The following is a 19,070-nucleotide window of genomic DNA, read 5'->3' as shown; positions in this document are numbered from 1 at the left end:
CAGATTCGTTCTGACAACGAATCTGCGGCATCGGCCCCGTCTGTAACATCTATGATTTAGAATTTAGCCCCTACTGATACCAGGAAGTTGCGGGTGGCCTGCGGGAAGTACCAGTTGAAAGTTTGCTGGCGGCCGTCGGTGCCGGGGTAGCCGTAGGTGTAGCCGTTGGCCACATAACGGCGGTTGAGCACGTTGTTTACCAGCAGGCCCAGCTCGATTTCCTTGATAAACACGGGCCGGATAGTGTAACGCAGCCGGAAATCAAGCACCTGATAGGGGCTGATGCGGCGGTCTTCGCTCGTGGAATTATCGAGGTATTGGCGGCTAACGGTTTTGTAGAGCAATGCCGCCCGCAAACCCCGTAGCGGCTGCACCTCCAGCGTGTGCGCCGACACAACCGAGGGCGAGTAGGAAATAGTGCTGGTACGCAGAACAAAAGTGCTGTCGGTGGTGGCTTCCTGATAGTTCCGGATGCGGTTCTGGCTCAGCGTAATCGTGCTGCTGAGGCTGATTTTGTCGTTGGCCGACACGAAGCCCGTCAGCTCCAGGCCACGCCGGTAGCTGCGCGTTACGTTGGTACGCAACGGCGTGCCCACATCATTGAGCTGCCCAATCGACACCAGTTGGTTGCGGTAGTTCATGTAGAAGTAGTTGGCCTCGAAGCGCAACGACGTATTCGGTCCCAGCAGGTCGGTATTGGGCTGGGTGAAGCGGTAGCCGCCCTCGAAGTCGTGCAGACGCTCGGCCTGGGCGCCCGCGTCGCCGGCGGGGCGGTCGGTGAAATCGGAGCGCACCGGCTCGCGCTGGCCCACCGCGAAGCTGGCGTAAAGCTGCTGGCCTTCGGCCACCGCAAACGTGGCGCCAGCCTTGGGGTTGACGAAGGTGTAGCGGGCACGGGTGCGCACGTCGTTCTGGTCGTCTTCGAGCCCGTCAATGGCGTAGTCGATGTGGCGCACCTGTACATCGGCGTACACCCCGAGTTTGGGCAGCAGCTGCCAGGTGGCGCGGGCGTAGGCGTTATAGTCGGTTTTGGTGGCGTCGTTGAAATAGTAGCGCTGGCGGATGCTGCCCGTGGAAGCATACCGGGCCCAGATAATTTCGCCGTAGTGGTCGTTGATGAAGCGGTTCCAGGCCCCGCCTACCGTCGCCTGTAGCCGGTCATTGGCCTTGGGTTGGTAATTGAGCGCGAAAGTGCCTCCGTAGAAGTAGTTGTCGAGGTACTTGCGGTCGATCAGGTCGGTACGCTTAATGGTGGTGTCGCCGAGCGTTACATCGGGCAGCTGGTAGTTGGCCAGCTTGCGGTTGGCGCGGAAGCTTTCGTAGTAACCCAGGCCGCGGGTCAGGTGCAGAGCTGCGCCCAGGCTCCAATCCTCGCCAAAACCCTGTGAGAGGTGCAGCTGGTAGTGGTTCTGCTGGTAGTTATCGGTCTGGTTGTCGTAGGTGTACGAGCTATAACGGCGGCCCTCACGGCGCAGCCGGTCGGCATCGGCGGGGCTCAGTTCGCCGTTATCAATAAACTGCTGCAGCAGGGCCGCGTCGCCGGTAATGGCGGGTTCGGGCACACCGTTCCAGGCCTGGTAGGTTTTCTCACGGCCCGAGAAAGTGATGAACTTCACCTGCGTAGATTTGCCCTGGTAGCCGGCAGCCAGGTAGTATGATTTCAGGTCGGAAGACGCCCGGTTCATGTAACCGTCGGTGCTGATGCGCGAGAGACGGCCGTCAACCGTGAAGTGCTTTCCCAGCAAACCGGTACCAAACTGGGCCGTGTTTTTCCAGGTGTTGAAGGAGCCGTAGGAGTTGCTGGTTTCACCGTAGGCCTCGGCGCGATTGTCGAGGGTAGAGATGTTGAGGCTGGCCCCGAAAGCCGCGCCGCCATTCTGGCTCGTGCCCACGCCCCGCTGAATCTGGATGGAGCTGATGGAGGAGGATAAATCGGGCAGGTTTACCAGAAACGAGCCGTGCGACTCCGCATCATTCAGCGGAATGCCGTTGATGGTCATGTTGATGCCCGTGTTGCTCGTGCCCCGGATGCGGATATCGGTGTAGCCCACGCCCGCCCCGGCATCCGACGTAACCACCACCGAAGGCGTCTGATCGAGCAGATAGGGCAGATCCTGGCCGAAGTTACGCTTGGCAATATCCTGCTTGCCCAGGTTGGTGTAGGCCGTGGCGGTGCGGTCGGAGGCGCGCTGGGCCGTTACGAGCGCATCGCCGGTGAGCACCCCGCCGGGCTGCAGCCGGGCCGCTACGCGCTGGGCCTCGGCCTGCCCTTGCAGGGCCTGCACAAAGGTTTCGTAGCCCACAAACGTGATGCGCAGCTCGTGCCGGCCGGCCGGCACGACGGCCAGGCTGAAAGCGCCGGCTGCATCGGTGGTGCCGCTGGGTGTGCCGTCGAGCAGTACGGTGGCGCCCGGCAGCGGCTGGCCGCTACGGGCATCGGTAATGGTGCCGGCCACGGGCCCCTGGGCCCAGGCCACGCCAGACGATAGCCCCAACAGGGTTAGTCCGGTGGTTAGTACTTTTTTCAAAAGTGAAAAAATAGAAAAAGTGGAACGTACCCAGGGCCAGGGGTCGGCCCCCGTGGGTGTTTCGCTCGCGGATCGTTTGTTCCCTTCGCCGGCATTACCCGGATCAGGTTCAATGGGTATGATCTCAGCCTTATTGCTACTCGCGTAGCTTGGGGCACCCCTAAACTGTGCGGCGAAGGTACGCCACTAAATCTGGTTCCGGCGGGCCAGACGCGGCCGAACGATGCAAAAAAGGCGGGCGGCTTCGTTTTCTACTGACAATCAGTTATCTTAGAAATACGCCCCGCCCGCTGCGGCAGCCCGGCCGAAAACCCGGGCACGCTAAAAACAAGCCGGGGCCACTGCCCGTTGCAGTAAACAATTCGTCCGGTTCCGGAGCTCTACCTGCCTCTCTTCAACCTCCCGCGCCATGTCCGCTCCCAGCCTTCTGTATATGCTTGCCGCGCTTATTTTCGCCGCTTTCGTGTTGCTGATGCCCAGCCGTCGCCTGCGCCAGCCCCCGGCTCCCGGCAACGACGACGACAGTGGCGGCGGCGAACCTATCGACGATGGGCTACCCGATTTCGACCTGCCCCCGGGCATCTCGCGCCCCATAAACGACTGGGAGCCCGAATACAACCGCCGCCCGGTGATTAGGGATTAGGGATTAGGGATTAGGAAAGCACGTCATTCAGAGCGAAGCGAAGAATCTCGCGTGAATCGTTGAACAACAACCGTTGTAACGATTCACGCGAGATTCTTCGCTTCGCTCTGAATGACGTGCTTTTTTGACTTCCAACCCCCCCCTTATACTACAAGTCCCTGGCCATCAGAATATACGGCTCGGTGCCGCGGTATATGCGGTTGCCTTCGGGCTCCAACTTGAAAGCGCGGTAGAAAGCCTCGTTGCGGGCGCGGGCGTCGCACCACAGGCGGCGGGCGCCGTGGCGCCGTGCTTCGTTGATAACGTGGCGTAGCAGCTGCGAGCCGATACCCTGGCCCTGACAGTCGGGCCGGGTGGCAAACTTGCGGAACCGGGCCACGCTGCCATCAATAAACAGCGAGACAACCGAAACCAGTTTGCCGTTGCGGAAGGCGCCGAAGTGCAATCCGGCTTCGTCGTTGCCCAGCTTAATGTAGGCCATTGGTTCGCCGGGCCATAGCACCTTATGGCGCAGCTCGTAGGTATCGGCCGCCGAAATGGCCCGGATGGTGATATCGGAAGTGGTGGTATTAGGCAACGGTGAGACTGTAAGAAGTGATAAACTGCTGGCCGGCGTTCAGGCGCAGCATGCCCTGCTTGTCGGCCAGCTCGACGGGGCCGCCCACGCTGCCCGCCAGCCCGTGCCAGGGCTCGATGCAGACAAACCCGGCACCTGAGCCGGCCGTCCAGAGGCCCAAATACGGGAAGCCGTCGAAACGGGCCCGCACGCTGTGGCCCGAACGCCGGCTGCGCAGCGTGATACTGGTGAAATCGAAGTGCTGAAAGACCAGCGCATCTTGGGCAAATAGCGCGTAGGTAAGTGGCAGCACGGTTTCCTGACGCAACAGCGGCGTAGTGCGGCCGCTAAAAAGGCCGTTTTCCAGCAGGTGCTGGTCGAGGCTGACGGGGTGGTCGAAAACGAATTCGTAGTCCTCGAACGTTTCGCCGGGCAGCAGCGGGCAGCGGAAAGCCGGGTGCGCCCCAATGCTGAACAGCAGTTCCGCAGAGTCCGGGTTTTCGACCTCCCAGCCCACCGTGAGCGTGGAGCCAGCCAGCCGGTAGCTGATGCGCAGCGCAAACCCAAACGGATACACGACCCGGCTGGCGGCATCGTCGCGCAGCTCAAACGTCAGCTCGAACTCGCTGCGGTGCAGCAGCACAAACTCCCGGTCGCGGGCGAAACCGTGCTGGCCCAGCTCGTAGGTCTGGCCCTGGTGGCGGTACTGGTTGTCGGGCAAGCGGCCCACCACCGGAAACAGCACCGGCGCGTGGCGGCCCCAGTAGGCGGGGTCGGCCTGCCAGATATACTCCAGCTCGCCGGCCGCCTCCAGGCGCACAAAGCTGATCAGCTCGGCCCCGTGGGTATTTACCTGAACGCGGCAGTGCTCGTTTTCGAGGGTATGGATCATGGCAATACCTGTTTTATTCCCTGATAAGCATAGCGCCGATTTCATCATTCCAGCATCCCCAACCGATCCGCTACCGGGCAAACAACGGCAGCCGCCCCGTAAAGTTACTCCGGCGCTTCGTCGGGCCGGGGCTGACGGCCAAGCAGCTCATCAACGTGGAAACAGGCCTGCTCGAAACGATGGGCGGGCGGGCCGCAGATTTCGGCAAAGTTCGACAGTTGGTCGCGGAGTTCGCGCTGGTAGAGGGTATAAAAATGGTTGCGGTGCTGCGGATGCTCGCGCAACGGGTCGGCTTCCCAGGGCAAATCCACGTTCAGCAGCAGCACCAGACCATATTGCTGCTGCTCCATCCGGCGCAGAATCCAGTCGGGGCAATAGCCGAACGAGTGCTCGGCCCATATTTTTATCACCAGCAAATCGGTGTCGCAGAACACCAGCGGCCGGCCCAGGCGTAGGGCCTCGGCTACGGCCTGCTCCTCAGCCAGCAGCTGGCCGCGGGCAATATCTTCGAGGTCGGAAAGCGTGTAGCCCGGGGCGCGGCCGGTGAGGTAGGCGCGGGCGTACTCGGGGGCCCAGGCCGTGTGGTAGTGCACGGCCAGCAGGCGGCTCAAGGTGGTTTTGCCCGTCGATTCGGGGCCGGTGAGGGCAACGCGCAGCATCAGCGGGCTGCTCCGCGAAACGGAAAATCGGCTGGCAGGAAGTAGAGCGGTTGTTTCATAGCAAGTCAGGTAGAAAGCGGAACGGAGCGAATGGCGTGCTGGCGCAGCGCCCGCCGCCACTCCAGGTAGCCATACACGGCCAGGCCGAGGTAGAGCACATATAGGGCGCTGGTGGGGTATAGCTGCTTATACCAGAGAATGGGCACGTAGATGATATCAACCACCATCCAGACAAGCCAGTTTTCGAGGCGCTTGCGGATGAGCAGAAACTGCCCGGCCAGGCTACCGGCCGTCGTGAAGGCGTCCCAGTGGGGCAGCGCGGCATCGGTGTGGTGCTGCAGGTAGTAGCCCACGCCCAGCGTATAGGCCGCCACAAAAGCCGCACAACCCGCCCACTCGCGGGCCGGCGTGCGCGTCACGGGCAGCTCCGAGCGGTTGCGCCCGCCATACAGCCACTGGTACCAGCCCAGCCCCGCCAGCCCGATAAACAGCACCTGCAGGAAGGCATCTGAGTACAGCGTGGCCCCCGAGTACACCACCACATACAGCGCGCAGCTGACAATGGCCACCGGAAAATTCCAGAGCGATTCGCGAGCGGCCAGCCACACGCAGGCGAAGCCCGTCACGACGGCCACCCATTCGAGCGGGCCGTTGCCGGCCGCGGCGGTCCAGAGTCTGAACAGTTCTTCCAATTCGGTTTCAGCAGATGAAGTGCGCCGGCGCCGTGCGGGCCGATTGGTCAAAGCTAACCAGCGGCGGGGTAATTTTACGGTTGACACCGCTTTTTAGCCCCTACCTGATGCTGCCCGAACTCACGCCCGAAGCCCTGCACGCCCGCCTGCAAAGCGGCGAAAACCTCCAGCTCATCGACGTGCGCCAGCCCGAAGAGTACGCCTTCTGCCGCATCGAGGGCAGCATTTTGATTCCGTTAGGCGAGCTGGCGTCCCGCGCCGACGAGGTGCCCGACGACCGGCCGGTGGTGCTCATCTGCCACCACGGCGTGCGCTCGATGCAGGCGCTGGCCTATCTGCAGCACCGCCACGAGCACACCAACCTGCTGAACCTGCGCGGCGGCATCGATGCCTGGAGCCGGCGCGTGGATGCTTCGGTGGCGTTGTATTAGGGAGTGTGACCAGTTGTTATAGGGCGGTTATGCTGAGCGCAGCCAAAGCATCTCTACCGCTTTGTTGAATGTTGTAGAGCAGCGGTAGAGATGCTTCGGCTGCGCTCAGCATAACCGCCTTTTTTGATTCTTATAATCAACCATCTACGCAGCCCAGGACAAACAGCACCAAACTAAATGCGCTTCCCCGACCTGCCCATAACCGCCGCCCTGCCCGAGCTGCTTGCCACGCTCGAAACCCACCATGTGGCCGTGCTGCAGGCCCCGCCCGGTGCGGGCAAAACTACGCTGGTGCCGCTGGCGCTGCTGGAAGCGGCTTGGTGCGCGGGCCAAAAAATAATCGTGCTGGAGCCCCGGCGGCTGGCGGCGCGGGCGGCGGCCACCCGCATGGCCCAGCTGCTGGGCGAGCCCGTGGGCCAGACCGTCGGCTACCGCATGCGGCTGGAAAGCAAGATTTCGGCGAGAACCCGCATCGAAGTCGTCACCGAAATCATCCTCACACGCCAGCTCCAAGACGACCCCTCTCTGGAAGGTGTGGCCGCCGTGCTGTTCGACGAATTCCACGAGCGCAGCCTGCAGGCCGACCTCGGCCTAGCACTGGCCCTCGATGCCCAGCAGGTTTTGCGGCCCGATTTACGCCTGCTGATCATGTCGGCCACGCTGGATGCCGAGCGGCTGGGCCGCTGGCTGGGCGCGCCAGTCGTGAGCAGCCTGGGCCGCATGTTTCCGGTTGAAACCCACTACCTGAGCCCCCAGCGGGCCGCCAGCTCCTCGCGCCGCCCTCACGAAAAGCTCCAAGACCTCGTGCCGGTGCTCGTGCGCGAGGCCCTGCAAGCCCACCCCACCGGCGACGTACTCGTGTTTCTGCCCGGCCTGGCCGACCAGCGCCGCGTAGCCGCCAAGCTCGCCTCACTGCCCGACCATATTATCATCCATACGCTGCACGGCGAGCTGCCCGCTGAACAGCAGGACGCCGCACTGCGCCCCGCCCCGGCCGGCCGCCGCAAGGTGGTGCTGGCCACCAGCATTGCCGAAACCAGCCTCACCATTGAGGGCGTGAGCATCGTGGTGGATGGCGGCTTCGCCCGGATTCCGCGCTTCGAGCCGCGCACCGGCCTCACCACACTGGGCACCGAGCCAGCCAGCCAGGCGGCCGCCGACCAGCGCCGGGGCCGCGCCGGCCGCCTCGGCCCCGGCACCTGCTACCGCCTCTGGACCGAAGCCGAATTCCGGGAGCTACCGCAGCACCTGCCGCCCGAAATCCTGACTGCCGACCTGAGCCCGCTGGCCCTGGAACTGGCGTTGTGGGGCGCGTACGCGGCCGATAGTTTGCGCTGGCTGGATACGCCGCCGGCCCCGGCGCTGGCCCAGGCCCGCGAACTGCTGGTGCGGCTGGAGGCTGTTACGCCGGCCGGGCCACCCACTGCCCACGGCCGCGCCCTGGCCCGGCTGGGACTGGCCCCACGCTTGGCGCACCTGGTAGCCCGGGGTCAGCAAATCGGGCACGGGGCCACGGCCTGCGCGCTGGCCGCCTTGCTCACCGAGCGCGACATTCTGCGCCCCGCCGACGGCTCGTTCGGCCCGCCCGATCTACGCCTGCGCCTCGAAGCCCTGCACACCGGCCGCGCCCCGCTGCCCGGCCTGTTGCCCGATGCGGCCGGCCTGCGCCGGGTGCGCGAGGCGGCGGCCGTGCTCCGCCAGCGGGCCGGAGCCAAAGGCGAAATTGAGCCCGACGCGGCCGGGCTGCTGGCCGCCCTGGCTTACCCCGACCGCCTGGCCCAGCGCGAAACACCCGAACGGGTACGGCTGCGCAGCGGCCAGCGGGCCACATTGCCAGCCGAGCATTTCGGGCAGCAGGACCAGTTTTTTGCCGTGGCCAGTCTCGATGGATACACCGCCCAGCCCCGCGCTAGCCTGGCCGCCCCCCTGAGCCGGGCCGAGCTGGAAGAGCATTTCGCACAGCAGATTGAAACCCGCGACGAAGTGCGCTGGGACGAAGCCGCCGGCCGCGTAACGGCCCGCCGCCTGCGCCGCCTCGGGGCCCTGATGCTGTCCGATATCAACCTGCCCAACCCCGACCCGGCGCTGGTGGCCGCGGCTTTGCTGGAGGCCGTGCAGGCAGGCGGCATTGCCGGCTTGCCCTGGAGCGAGGCCGCCACCCAGCTACGCGAGCGGCTGGCCTTTATGCACCATCATTTCCCCTCAACCTGGCCCGAAGTGTCGGATGAAGTACTGCTGGCGGAACTTGACGACTGGCTGGGCCCTTACCTGACAGGCGTGAAGTCCATGGCTGAACTGGGCCGGATTGACTTCCACGAGGCACTGCTGGGGCGGCTGCCGGACGGCTGGAGCCAGCGCCAGGAGCTGGACCGCCTCGCCCCTACCCACCTCGAAGTGCCCACCGGCTCACGCATCCGCCTCGATTATACAGTGCCCGAAACACCGGTACTGGCAGTGCGCCTGCAGGAAGTGTTCGGCCTGCTCGATACGCCCACGGTAGGCGGCGGCCGGGTGCCGCTCACGCTGCACCTGCTCTCGCCCGGCTACCGCCCCGCCCAGGTTACGCGCGACCTGCGCAGCTTCTGGACCAGCTCTTACTTCGAGGTGCGCAAGGACCTACGCGGCCGCTACCCCAAGCACTACTGGCCCGAAAACCCGCTTGAAGCCCAGGCCGTGCGCGGCACCAAAAAGCAGAACGGGCTTTAGTAGTCAGTAGTCAGTAGTCAGTAGTCAGTAGAAAATACGAACGGCATTCAGAGCAAAGCGAAGAATCTCGCGTGAATCGTTACAACGATTGTTGTTCAACGACTCACGCGAGATTCTTCGCTTCGCTCTGGATGCCGTTCTGCTAAGCCTAGAAATCTAGCTTGGGAAGTCGGCCGAATTACCGGTTTCTTCCACTTCGGACAGCTCTTTTATAAGGCCGGTGAACTTCTCGCGGGCGCCTTTAACGGCGGCCTTGCCCAGGGGCAGGTGCAGGGGTGCGTCACCCTCAGCGTGCACGAGGTCGTACATGATCTGGGCGGCGCGGTCGGGGTCGCCGGGCTGGTTACCGCTATAGCTCTGGATGCCTTTGAGGTTTTCGCCCACGGTGCTACGGTAGTCCTCAATATTGGTATCAACGTAGGTGGCCGAGGCGCCAGCCCATTCGGTGCGGAACCCGCTGGGCTCGATATTGGTGACTTTGATGCCGAGTGGTTTCACCTGCTGGGCCAGGCTTTCGCCGATGGCTTCGAGAGCAAACTTGCTGGCGTTGTACACGCCCACGCCGGGGAAGGTTTTCAGGCCGCCGATGCTGGTGATGTTGAGTACGTGGCCACTTTTCCGCTCGCGCAAATGGGGCAGCACAGCCCGTAGCACGTGTAGCGGCCCGAATACGTTCACGTCGAACTGGCGGTGTACTTCTTCGGCATCGATTTCTTCGATGCTGCCCAGCGAGCCGTAGCCGGCGTTGTTTACGATAACATCGAGGTGGCCTAGCTGCTTGATGGCATCAGCAATGGCTTTTTTAACCTGGGCTTCGTTGGTCACTTCCATCACGAAACCGTGGCCCTGGCCGTTGGCCTTTTTGGTGAACTCGTCGGCCTGCTCCTGCTTGCGGAAAGTGGCGGCCACTTTGTCGCCTTTTTCGAGGAGCAAGTCGGCCAGAGAGGCGCCGAATCCGGAACTGACGCCGGTAATAAACCAGTTTTTGGTAGTTGCCATAGGTTAGAGTAGCTAAGTAAGGCCGCACCAATCCGGCGCGGTTGGGGCTTATAACTGCAAGAGCGGGCCGGGGGTTTTAGAATGTGCGGCCCAGGCCCGACTGCGGCTTATTTGAGGGCATTCCGCGAAAAGCAAGCTGGACCATAACCCGGAAACCAACTTTACGCCCTAACTTTGACCTGCAACAAGCCACCTTCTAACTCTCTTGTTGCCATGGCCGACCACGCCGCCAAAATTGCCTTCGAGGCCCTGACCTACGACGATGTGCTGCTGCTGCCCGGCTACTCCGAGGTGTTGCCCCGCGACGTTGACACCGGCGCCCCCCTTACCCGTCGTATTCGCCTGCAGCTGCCTTTCGTTTCGGCGGCCATGGACACCGTAACCGAGGCCGAAATGGCCATTGCTCTGGCCCAGGAAGGCGGCATTGGCATCATTCACAAGAACATGAGCATCAAGGCGCAGGCCGAGCTCGTGCGCCGCGTGAAGCGTTCGGAGAGCGGTATGATCCTCGATCCGTTCACGCTCACCGAAACTGCCACCCTGGCCGAGGCCAAGCAGCTGATGCGCGAGCACAACATCGGTGGTATTCCCATTATCGATGAGCAGCGCCACCTCAAAGGCATTTTGACCAACCGCGACCTGCGCTTTGAGAAGGACATGACGCGGTCGGTGAGTGAGGTGATGACCGCCACGCCGCTCGTAACGGCTAAGGCCGGCACCGAGCTGGCCGCCGCCGAAGAGATTCTGCAGGATTCCAAAGTCGAGAAGCTGCCGGTTATCGATGTGGAAGGCCGGCTGGTGGGCCTTATCACCTACAAAGACATCCGCAAGCGCCGCCGCACGCCCAACGCCTGCAAAGACGAGCTGGGCCGCCTGCTGGTAGGTGCTGCCCTGGGCGTTACGGCCGACCTGATGGAGCGCGTAGCCGCCCTGTTGGAAGCCGGCGTAGATGTCGTGAGCCTGGACACGGCCCACGGCCACAGCAAAGGCGTACTCGACGCCGTGCGCAGCCTCCGGCAGCAGTTCCCCGACCTGCAGATTATTGCCGGCAACGTGGCCACCGCCGAGGGAGCCCGCGCCCTGGCCGATGCCGGTGCCGACGCCGTGAAAGTGGGCGTAGGGCCGGGCAGCATCTGTACTACCCGCATTGTGGCCGGCATTGGCGTACCCCAGCTTTCGGCGGTGCTCGAAGCCGCCCGTGGCCTCGAAGGTACCGGCGTACCGGTTATTGCCGACGGCGGCATCAAGTACTCGGGCGACGTGGTGAAGGCCCTGGCGGCCGGTGCCAGCACCGTGATGATTGGCTCGCTGCTGGCCGGCACCGACGAAGCCCCCGGCGAAATGACGCTGTTCGAGGGCCGCAAATACAAGGGCTACCGCGGCATGGGCTCGGTAGAAGCCATGGAGGAAGGCAGCAAAGACCGCTACTTCCAGGATGCCGAGGACGACGTGAAGAAGCTCGTGCCCGAGGGCATTGTGGGCCGCGTACCCTACAAAGGGCTGGCCGCCGAAGTGCTCTACCAGCTCGCGGGCGGCCTGCGCGCCGGCATGGGCTACTGCGGTGCCGCCACCATTGAAGTGCTGCAAACCGCCCGCTTCGTGCGCATCACCGGGGCCGGCCTGCGCGAGTCGCATCCCCACGACGTGCAGATTACCCGCGAGTCGCCGAACTACAGCAGCCGCTAGAAAAAGTCGATTGGCTATCCAGGCGAGTACCCCGGGGCGCTGCTTCCGGGGTACTCGCTTTATTAACCATCTGGCAACCTGGGTATAATGCCACTCAATCTGGCCGGAAGTAGCCTGTTATTAACGGGCCGCGTATCTTGGCCTCCTGTTTACTGCCGCCGCGCTCTTTGCCTGGGTTGGCTTTTCCTTACTTTGTCTGCATGGCTGTTCTTAGGAAGCCTTTTTCCTTGCTGGGTATTGCCGTGCTGCTAAGCTGGCTGGCGTTGCTGGCCGCCGCGCTGCTCTATGCTCATCCGGGCCTTGTTGGGGTATCTCTTTCTCCTCCGGCCGGACTGATTCTGGTTTTGCAGGCACTGTTTACGGGCATTGTTTTTCTGTACGAGCGGAAATCGCCCGAGCGCCTGCGCGGAGTTGATTTTATCGGGCTGTTGCAACGGTTGCTGCTGGGCCCGGCACTGCTGGCAGTAGGCAGCGTGGTACTGCACCAGCTGCTGCAACTATTGCTACCCGGCTTTGCTAACGGCTCGGTACTGCACACTATATTCTATACGCTCAATGTTGGGCTCTTTGTGCTGCTGCTGGCCCGCACCAACTATGCCTGGCGGGCATTGATGATGTTTCGGGGTTCCGAGCGCCTGCAACGGCAATGGGTAGCCTTTGAACTGCTGCTGGGTGCCACCCTGCTATTGCGCCTGCTGCCTTACGCTCCCCCTGCGGCTCTGTCGGCGGCGGTGCTGGGCGTGTTGGCTGCCTTTGGGGCCTACCTGAGCGGCCGTCAGAAGTGGGTAGCTTACCTCAGCCGCCGCCAGAAGCTGGAGGCCGTACTGCTGCAGCTGGCCATTATTGGGGTGATGGGCATATTCGTGGCCTACTTTCTGGATACCCGGCTCGGTTTCCGCTTGGTAGGGCCCGCTCCTCAGAATGCCTTTCTGCTACTCAACGCCTTCTTCGCCACTTTTTATGCGCTTATGGGCCTGCTGGTAACCCTGTTCAACCTGCCCACCGCAGGCGTATTCGAGCAGAAGCGCGAAGAAATTCTGAGTATGCAGCGCCTCACCCAGCTCATTCAGCGGGGCCAGACGACGGACGAGGTGTACCAGATGTTCTTCGATTCGGCCATCCAGACAACCGGCGCCGATGCGGCTTGGCTACATATCGAAGCTACCGACGAAGACGACCAACACAACCTCTTCTACCAGCTGCCCGCCAATCAGGGCAGCGCCATCCGCAGTACGCTGGCCGAGTTTAATCTGGGCAACCTCGAGTACTTCAACAACGACCTGTCGGGCGGTAGCTTCGGCCGGCTGCAGCTTCCTTTCGGCTCGCTGATGGTGATGCCGCTCAGCTCCAGCAAGCGGCAGTACGGCAACATTTACCTGCTCCAGCAGCCGGTACAGGCCTTCGACCGCGAAAGCCTGAGCATCCTCCAAACCTTTGCCAGCCAAACGGTACTCAGCATCGAAAACCTGCAACTCATTCAGGCTTCCATGCGCACCCAGCGCGTGCAGGACGAGCTCAAGATTGCCTCGGCCGTGCAGGACAGCCTCATTCCGAAGAACCTGCCGATTGATAACTGGTTTGAAATCAGCTCCTATGCGGTGGCTGCCACCGAAGTAGGCGGCGACTTCTACGACTTCCTGCACCTGCCGGGCCGGCGGCTGGCCGTACTCATCGGCGACGTGAGCGGCAAGGGCGTAACGGCGGCCTTCCATGTGGCCCAGATGAAGGGCATTTTCCATGCGCTGATGCAGGAAAACCCCCTGGCGCGCAACGAGCGGGAGAAATACCCGGTACCCAGCCAGTTCATGACCCAGGCCAACGATGCGCTGGGCCGCTGCCTCGAAAAATCGGCCTTCATTACGGCCTCGCTCTACATCATTGATTATGAGCACGGCGGCTTCGTGTTTGCCCGGGCCGGCCACTGCCACACGCTCTACTATCACTCCATTAAGGAAGAAGTATCGTACTTCCAGACGCCCGGGCTGGGGCTGGGCATTATCCGGCACGATGGGTACGAGAAGCACATCAAGAACCAGTTTTACGACTACAACCCCGGCGACGTGATGGTGATTTACACCGACGGCATCGTGGAAGCCCGCGACGCAGCCCAGGATGAGTACGGGGAAGAGCGTTTGCAGCGGATGTTGGAAGAATCGTATTACCTCGACGCCGAACACATTAAGGCCCACATCCTGGCCGACTTACACGAGTTCACCAAGGGCCAGCCCATGCACGACGACCAGACCCTGCTGGTGATTAAATTCCGATCGGCCCAACCCGAAGCCGGGCTTTAACGTAGCTTCAAGCCATGAAAATAACGCAACACGCCACCGATACCACGCTCACGCTGGCCCTCAATGGAGAGCTGGACGCCAGCTCCTCTGTTCTGCTCGATACCGAGCTCAGCAAGCCCGAAATTCTTCGCACGCAAAAAGTGCTCATCGACTGCCAGCAACTCAACTATATCTCGTCGGCAGGTCTGGGGGTGTTCATTTCGCACCTGCAAACCTTTCAGGATGCCAACGTGAAGCTGGTGTTCTTCAACATGCAGGAGAAAGTGCGCAACGTATTCGAGATTCTGGGCCTCGATTCGCTGATGACCATTGTGCCCTCGGAGGCCGACGCGGCGGCTGTTTAACTTCCCGAAACTGCTCTGCCCCCATTCCCAAGGCATGGAACAAGCTATTCGTATTAGCTGCAACCGTCGCAACCTGAAGGTGGTGCGCGACTTTGTGGGCGAGTACTTGGCCGGGCAGCAGCTTTCCGAGGTACTCGTCAACCAGCTGATACTGGCCGTGGATGAGGTGGTAGCCAACTTCATCATCCATGCCAACGCCGAAAACGAAAAGCAGTTTCTGGATGTGCGGGTAACGGTGCTTAACCGCGAGTTTGGCTTCGAGATTGAGGATGGCAATTCCTCAACCTATTCACCCGGCTCGTATCAGGAGCCCGATTTGCGTGAGTTTGTGCGCGTGGGCAAGAAGGGTGGCGTGGGCATGATGCTGGTAAACCGCATCATGGACCGGGTGGAATACAGCACAGTCGGCGAGCATACCATCTGCCGCCTCTACAAAACCCTGACCTGAGCCGGCGGCACAGCGCGGGCAGCCGACTGCGGCCGCCGGGAAAAAATCCGTAAAATTGTAGTCACCCCCATCCGGCCCGTTGGCCCGGTATGGAACTACGCCCGCTGATTCCCTTCTTTCGCAAGTATGCATAACCGTTTTTTGTTTGCCGGCACTGCTGCGGCGGCCCTGCTCGCCGGGTGCCAGACCACCAAACCTGCCACAACTACTTCGGCTGCCGCCGTCGAAACCCTGGGTACTACCGCCGTTCCGGCTTCGGAGTTTGCCTATGTGTATCGGAAAAACAACAGTTCCGACCCTGCCTTCGGCACCAAAGCCAGCGTGCAGGAGTACCTCGACCTCTACACCAACTTCAAGCTGAAGGTACTGGCCGCCGAGCAGCGGGGTCTCGATACCACCCAGGCGTTCCGGCAGGAGCTGGAGGGCTACAAGCAGCAGTTGGCCCAGCCTTACCTCACCGAGAAAAGCGTAACCGACCAGCTGGTGCGCGAGGCCTACGACCGGCTGAGCAAGGAAATAAGCGCCTCGCACCTGCTGATAAACGTGGCCCCCGATGCTACGCCCAAAGACACCCTGGCCGCCTACGAAAAGGCCATGGGCCTGCGCCGCCGCGTAACCGAGGGCGGCGAGAACTTCAACGTGGTGGCCCGCGAAAACTCCGACGACCCCTCGGCCCGCGGGGCGAATGGCAACGGCGGCAAGCTGGGCTACTTCACGGCCATGCAGATGGTATACCCCTTCGAGTCGGCCGCCTATTCTACTACTCCCGGGCAGGTGTCGGCCCCGGTTCGCACGCGCTTTGGCTACCACCTCATCAAGGTAGATAACGTGCGCTCCGCGCAGGGTGAAATAAAGGTGGCCCACCTCATGGTACGGGCCACGCCCGGCATGCCCGCCGCCGACTCGGCTACGGCCAAGAAAAAGGTGGACGAGTTGTACACCCGCCTGACGCGCCGTAACGAGAACTGGGACAAGCTGGTAAGCCAGTTTTCGGAGGATGCCGGCTCGGCACCCAACGGCGGCGAATTGCCCGCTTTCGGTACCGGCCGCATGATTCCCTCGTTCGAGGAAGCCGCCTTTAAGCTCCAGAAGCCCGGCGACCTAGCCCCGCCCGTGCAGACGCCCTACGGCTGGCACATCATCAAGCTGACTGAAAAGCAGCCTGTGCCATCGTTTGAGGCCATGGAGCCCACGCTTAAAAGCAAGGTTTCCAAGGATTCGCGCTCCGAGCTAAACCGCGCCGCCTTCCTTAAGCGGGTGCGCCGCGAAAACAACTTCGTGGAAATTCCGGCCGTGAAGGAGTACGTGCTGGCCAAGGCCGATACCTCGCTGGTGCAGGGCCGCTTTGCCTACTCGGCTCCAGTAGCGGCCGCTGGCAAGGTCAGCAAGAATATCACCGACAACTCGGCGCTATTCACCATTCAGGGGCAGCCCTACCTGGTAAAGGATTTCCTGACCTACGCCCAGCAAAGCCAGCGCCCCCGCGCCAACGCCGAGCCGCGCTTCGCCATGCAGCAGCTCTACGACCAGTACGTAGACCAGCGCCTGACCGAGTTTGAAAAGGCCAACCTCGAAAACAAGTACGAGGACTACCGCATGCTGGTAAAAGAGTACCGTGATGGTATTCTGCTGTTCCAGCTGATGGACGAAAAGGTATGGAGCAAGGCCATCGAGGACACCACGGGCCTGCAACAGTTCTTCGCCGCCAACCAGACCAACTACCAGTGGGGCCCTCGGGTGCAGGCCACCGTTATCAGTGCCGCTACGCCTCAGCTGCGGAGCCAGGCGCAGGCCTTCTTCCCCAATCCGACTGCGCCGAAAGCGCCCGCTACAGCCAGCACCTATCTGCCGGTTACGGAAGGCATTCCGGCCGTGCTGAAGTTCCAGCCCCGTACGGCCACACTGTTACCTACCAGCAAAGCATTGCTAGAAGAACTGGCCGGCCGCATGCTAGAGGGCGATACAACGTTGTTGCTGGGGATGAATGACCCATCCCGCGTTAAGACATCCAGCAAGCTGGTTAGCCAGCGTCAAGCAGCCGTGCAGGCCTACCTAACCGGACAAGGAGTAAGCTCAGGTCGCCTAAATGAAATGAGCCGCAGCCCCCAGCCAAAGCAGTACGCCACTGCCTCAGACGCACTAATCCTGACGGCCATGAGCCGCAATCCGACCCTGATTGAGCAAAGCCTCAACGAGAAAAACCCGCTGGCCGTCCAGATCCAGCAGCGCAGCTTTGCCAAAGGCGAGAACAAAGCCGCCGACCAGTTCATGGACAAGGCGCCCGGCCTGTACCAGACCGAAATGGAAGGCCGCTACTACACGGTGATTGTGGATAAGCAGCTGCCCGCCGGCCCCAAAGCCCTGAACGAAGCCCGGGGCCAAGCTACGTCCGACTACCAGAATTACCTGGAAAAGGAGTGGCTGGAGCAGCTCAAGGCGCAGAACCCGGTAAAAATCAACCAGCCCGAGGTAGACAAGCTGATAACCAAGTAAGCCGCTGCCAATCTAAGAGAAGCGAGAAATCCGGCTCAAACCGCTGAACGACTTTGTTTAGTGAGTTGAGTCGGATTTCTCGCTTCTCTTGTACCGGCAGTTGTGCCCCTGATGCAACGCCTAGCCCCTAAACCGGCTCCCGTAACCGGAAGCATGCGCGGTTTTTGCCGGTGCAAGGATTTATAACGAAATTTACGGGCGGCTTTGGGCGTTGAAACCTTTGCCAACCCTTTCCGGGCATATTGCCGGGATGGGCATTAGAACCAGATTCATGCGTATTTTTTTGCGAGTACCAGCCTTTAAAGCCCTGCTAAGCCTGACGTTGCTGGTTGTTACGGCTACGGCCGGCCACGCGCAGCTGGGTGTTGGGCGCCCGATGGGTCGTTCCATAGTCGATGGCATCATCGCCAAGATCGACAACCAGATTGTGCTGAAATCGGACCTGGAGGGCATTTATGGACAGGAAGTGGCCCGCGCCGAGGGCAAGCCGCTGCCGCCCGATACCAAGTGCAAAATTCTGCAGAGCTTGGCCCTTAATAAGCTGCTGCTGGCCAAGGCCGAAACCGACTCGGTGGTAGTGGAGGAAAGCCAGGTAAAAAGCGAGCTGGACCGCCGTATGGGCTATTTCGTGCAGCAGATTGGCTCGGAGCAGAAGCTGGAGGAATACTACGGCAAGCCGCTCAAGCAGATCAAGGACGATCTGCGCACGCAGGTGAAAGAGCAGCTGATTCAGCAGAAAATGCAGGACCAGATTGCCGGCAAAGTGTCGGTGACGCCGCGCGAGGTACGCCAGTATTTCAACCGCATGCCCAAAGACAGCCTGCCCTACTACTCCTCGGAAGTGGAAGTGGGCCAGATTGTGAAAGTGGCGCAGGTGAACAACAAGGTAAAGCAGGCCACCCAGGCCAAGCTCAACGAATTGCGCGCCCGTATTGTGGGCGGCGAGGATTTTGCTACCCTGGCCAAGCAGTACTCGCAGGACCCCGGCTCCGCCGTAGAAGGCGGTTACCTGGGCTTTTTCAAGCGTCGCGAGCTGGTACCCGAGTATGAGGCCGCCGCGCTGCGCCTCGAGCCGGGCGGTATTTCGCCGGTAGTCGAGTCGCAGTTCGGCTTCCACGTCATCCAGCTCATCGAGCGCAAAGGCGACTCGTACAGCACCCGCCACATCCTGCTCAAGCCCGAAACCGGCACCACCGACACCAATGATGCTTCGTTGCAGCTGGCCAAGCTGCGCCGGCAGATTATGGCCGACACGCTCACCTTCGCCAAGGCAGCCAAGGATAACTCCGACGACAAGCTGACCAGCGGCAACGGTGGCCTGATCCAGAACCGCCGCGACGCCAGCACCTACCTGCCCCTCGACCAGCTCGACCCAGCCATTTTCTTCACCATCGACACTATGAAAGTGGGCAGCATCAGCCCGCCCCTACCCTACCGCACCGAGGATGGCAAGGACGCCGTGCGCATTCTGTACCTGAAATCGAACAGCCCGCCCCACCAGGCCAACCTCAACGACGACTACCAGAAAATTGCCGCCGCCGCGCTTAATCAGAAGAAAAACAAAGCCCTCGACGCTTGGTTTGCCCTCAACCGCGGCACCGTATTCCTCGAAGTAGACCCCGAGTATGCCGGCTGCCAGCTGCTGAACTCGATTAATTAGTTGCTAGTTGTTAGTGCTGAGTTGTCAGTTTTTAACGCC

15 protein-coding genes and 1 riboswitch are annotated in these 19,070 nt (G+C 61.7%); of the genes, 9 read left to right on the top strand and 6 right to left on the bottom strand.

Going from position 1 to position 19,070, the window contains the following annotated elements; genetic code table 11:
• Positions 1-56 precede the first annotated feature (56 nt).
• Positions 57-2,528 (bottom strand): TonB-dependent receptor, encoded by a 2,472-nt coding sequence (locus HW554_RS07215; protein ID WP_176907912.1) that lies wholly within the window; start codon positions 2,526-2,528, stop codon positions 57-59.
• Positions 2,529-2,589: 61 nt separating this feature from the next.
• Positions 2,590-2,700: riboswitch (TPP riboswitch) on the bottom strand.
• Positions 2,701-2,961: 261 nt separating this feature from the next.
• Between HW554_RS07215 and HW554_RS07210 the strand changes: the two genes are divergently transcribed.
• Positions 2,962-3,171 (top strand): hypothetical protein, encoded by a 210-nt coding sequence (locus HW554_RS07210; RefSeq protein WP_176907887.1) that lies wholly within the window; start codon positions 2,962-2,964, stop codon positions 3,169-3,171.
• A gap of 148 nt (positions 3,172-3,319) precedes the next feature.
• On the opposite strand, the gene HW554_RS07205 is transcribed toward HW554_RS07210, so the two are convergent.
• The 4 genes from HW554_RS07205 to pnuC form a co-directional block, all read right to left on the bottom strand.
• On the bottom strand, positions 3,320-3,748 hold the full coding sequence (locus HW554_RS07205) for a GNAT family N-acetyltransferase (RefSeq protein WP_176907911.1): 429 nt from the start codon (positions 3,746-3,748) through the stop codon (positions 3,320-3,322).
• Positions 3,741-4,619: an aldose 1-epimerase family protein gene (locus HW554_RS07200; protein ID WP_176907910.1), complete on the bottom strand. Its 879-nt coding sequence runs from the start codon at positions 4,617-4,619 to the stop codon at positions 3,741-3,743. Before HW554_RS07200 ends, HW554_RS07205 begins: the two co-directional genes overlap by 8 nt.
• A 104-nt stretch (positions 4,620-4,723) precedes the next feature.
• Positions 4,724-5,278, bottom strand: coding sequence for an AAA family ATPase (locus HW554_RS07195; RefSeq protein ID WP_176907909.1), 555 nt, complete (start codon positions 5,276-5,278; stop codon positions 4,724-4,726).
• A 65-nt stretch (positions 5,279-5,343) separates the two neighbouring features.
• Positions 5,344-5,970, bottom strand: a complete 627-nt coding sequence (gene pnuC, locus HW554_RS07190; RefSeq protein ID WP_176907908.1) for a nicotinamide riboside transporter PnuC — start codon at positions 5,968-5,970, stop codon at positions 5,344-5,346.
• Positions 5,971-6,077: 107 nt separating this feature from the next.
• Between pnuC and HW554_RS07185 the strand changes: the two genes are divergently transcribed.
• Positions 6,078-6,401 (top strand): rhodanese-like domain-containing protein, encoded by a 324-nt coding sequence (locus tag HW554_RS07185; protein WP_176907907.1) that lies wholly within the window; start codon positions 6,078-6,080, stop codon positions 6,399-6,401.
• Positions 6,402-6,578: 177 nt separating this feature from the next.
• Complete coding sequence (hrpB, locus tag HW554_RS07180; protein WP_176907906.1) at positions 6,579-9,107, top strand: ATP-dependent helicase HrpB; 2,529 nt, start codon at positions 6,579-6,581, stop codon at positions 9,105-9,107.
• Positions 9,108-9,263: 156 nt separating this feature from the next.
• Here hrpB and HW554_RS07175 read toward each other — a convergent pair whose 3' ends face one another.
• On the bottom strand, positions 9,264-10,106 hold the full coding sequence (locus HW554_RS07175) for an oxidoreductase (protein WP_176907905.1): 843 nt from the start codon (positions 10,104-10,106) through the stop codon (positions 9,264-9,266).
• Positions 10,107-10,319: 213 nt separating this feature from the next.
• On the opposite strand from HW554_RS07175, the gene guaB reads away from it, so the two are divergent.
• The 6 genes from guaB to HW554_RS07145 all read left to right on the top strand — a co-directional run bounded on the left by guaB (position 10,320) and on the right by HW554_RS07145 (position 19,031).
• On the top strand, positions 10,320-11,792 hold the full coding sequence (guaB, locus tag HW554_RS07170; RefSeq protein ID WP_176907904.1) for an IMP dehydrogenase: 1,473 nt from the start codon (positions 10,320-10,322) through the stop codon (positions 11,790-11,792).
• A 200-nt stretch (positions 11,793-11,992) separates the two neighbouring features.
• Positions 11,993-14,086 carry a PP2C family protein-serine/threonine phosphatase gene (locus tag HW554_RS07165; protein WP_176907903.1) on the top strand — a complete coding sequence of 698 codons (2,094 nt, stop codon included), beginning with the start codon at positions 11,993-11,995 and terminating at the stop codon, positions 14,084-14,086.
• Positions 14,087-14,100: 14 nt separating this feature from the next.
• A complete protein-coding gene (locus tag HW554_RS07160) occupies positions 14,101-14,430 on the top strand; it encodes an STAS domain-containing protein (RefSeq protein WP_019947653.1) in 330 nt (109 codons plus the stop codon).
• Positions 14,431-14,464: 34 nt separating this feature from the next.
• The gene (locus HW554_RS07155; RefSeq protein WP_176907902.1) at positions 14,465-14,878 is read left to right on the top strand and encodes an ATP-binding protein; all 414 of its coding nucleotides are present in this window, start codon (positions 14,465-14,467) and stop codon (positions 14,876-14,878) included.
• Between the two features lie 126 nt (positions 14,879-15,004).
• Positions 15,005-17,371, top strand: a complete 2,367-nt coding sequence (locus tag HW554_RS07150; protein ID WP_176907901.1) for a peptidylprolyl isomerase — start codon at positions 15,005-15,007, stop codon at positions 17,369-17,371.
• 271 nt (positions 17,372-17,642) lie between these two features.
• On the top strand, positions 17,643-19,031 hold the full coding sequence (locus HW554_RS07145; RefSeq protein ID WP_246285141.1) for a peptidylprolyl isomerase: 1,389 nt from the start codon (positions 17,643-17,645) through the stop codon (positions 19,029-19,031).
• Positions 19,032-19,070: the final 39 nt, after the last annotated feature.

Source organism: Hymenobacter lapidiphilus (genome assembly GCF_013377885.1).
Taxonomy (GTDB): Bacteria; Bacteroidota; Bacteroidia; order Cytophagales; family Hymenobacteraceae; genus Hymenobacter; species Hymenobacter lapidiphilus.
This window is presented reverse-complemented; position numbering and strand designations above follow the sequence as displayed.

Excerpts from the sequence above, each read along its gene's own strand:
- HW554_RS07200 (WP_176907910.1), bottom strand. The coding sequence starts at position 4,619 with ATGATCCATACCCTCGAAAACGAGCACTGCCGCGTTCAGGTAAATACC.
- guaB (WP_176907904.1), top strand. The coding sequence starts at position 10,320 with ATGGCCGACCACGCCGCCAAAATTGCCTTCGAGGCCCTGACCTACGAC.
- HW554_RS07195 (WP_176907909.1), bottom strand. The coding sequence starts at position 5,278 with ATGCTGCGCGTTGCCCTCACCGGCCCCGAATCGACGGGCAAAACCACC.
- HW554_RS07145 (WP_246285141.1), top strand. The coding sequence starts at position 17,643 with ATGCGTATTTTTTTGCGAGTACCAGCCTTTAAAGCCCTGCTAAGCCTG.
- HW554_RS07185 (WP_176907907.1), top strand. The coding sequence starts at position 6,078 with ATGCTGCCCGAACTCACGCCCGAAGCCCTGCACGCCCGCCTGCAAAGC.
- HW554_RS07150 (WP_176907901.1), top strand. The coding sequence starts at position 15,005 with ATGCATAACCGTTTTTTGTTTGCCGGCACTGCTGCGGCGGCCCTGCTC.
- HW554_RS07160 (WP_019947653.1), top strand. The coding sequence starts at position 14,101 with ATGAAAATAACGCAACACGCCACCGATACCACGCTCACGCTGGCCCTC.
- hrpB (WP_176907906.1), top strand. The coding sequence starts at position 6,579 with ATGCGCTTCCCCGACCTGCCCATAACCGCCGCCCTGCCCGAGCTGCTT.
- HW554_RS07175 (WP_176907905.1), bottom strand. The coding sequence starts at position 10,106 with ATGGCAACTACCAAAAACTGGTTTATTACCGGCGTCAGTTCCGGATTC.
- HW554_RS07165 (WP_176907903.1), top strand. The coding sequence starts at position 11,993 with ATGGCTGTTCTTAGGAAGCCTTTTTCCTTGCTGGGTATTGCCGTGCTG.
- HW554_RS07155 (WP_176907902.1), top strand. The coding sequence starts at position 14,465 with ATGGAACAAGCTATTCGTATTAGCTGCAACCGTCGCAACCTGAAGGTG.
- HW554_RS07210 (WP_176907887.1), top strand. The coding sequence starts at position 2,962 with ATGCTTGCCGCGCTTATTTTCGCCGCTTTCGTGTTGCTGATGCCCAGC.